This is a genomic window from Bradyrhizobium sp. SRL28, assembly GCF_018596315.1.
Lineage (GTDB): Bacteria > Pseudomonadota > Alphaproteobacteria > Rhizobiales > Xanthobacteraceae > Bradyrhizobium.
Window position 1 is genome coordinate 1 of the sequence record NZ_JAHEAG010000219.1, and the last position, 501, is coordinate 501.

General features: G+C 61.9%; 1 pseudogene. It reads right to left on the reverse strand.

Features of this window, described 5'->3' with window-relative positions:
- Window positions 1–501: pseudogene (locus tag KIP88_RS46070) on the reverse strand (IS5 family transposase); the annotation flags it as partial.

Here is a 501-nt window from a genome sequence, read left to right on the forward strand (position 1 = left end):
CCTTGGCGGCGATGGCTTGGCGCAAGTGATCGGCGTCATAGGCTGTATCGGCCATGACGACCTCGGCGGGTAGTCCCTCGATCAATGCGGCGGCTTGCGGTGCATCGCCCTTCTGACCTGCGGTAAGCGTGAACCGCACGGGACATCCCAAGCCGCGAACGGCCAGATGTATCTTGGTGCTCAGGCCCCCGCGCGAGCGGCCGATCGCTTGATCTTCCGCTTGATCTTCAGACCCCCTTTTTTGGCGCCGGCGGCGTGCTGATGCGCCCGAACGATGGTGGAATCGACGATCAGATATTCGAAGTCCGGATCGTCGGACATCGCCTCGAAGATCCGCCACCAGACACCTTTGATGCTCCATCGACTGAAGCGTCGGAACACGCTGTTCCAATCTCCAAACGCCTCTGGAAGATCACGCCAGGGAGAGCCGGTGCGCACGATCCAAAGCACGCCCTCCACGAACATCCGGTTGTCGCGGCCGGTCGAACCCTTCTGGTCAGG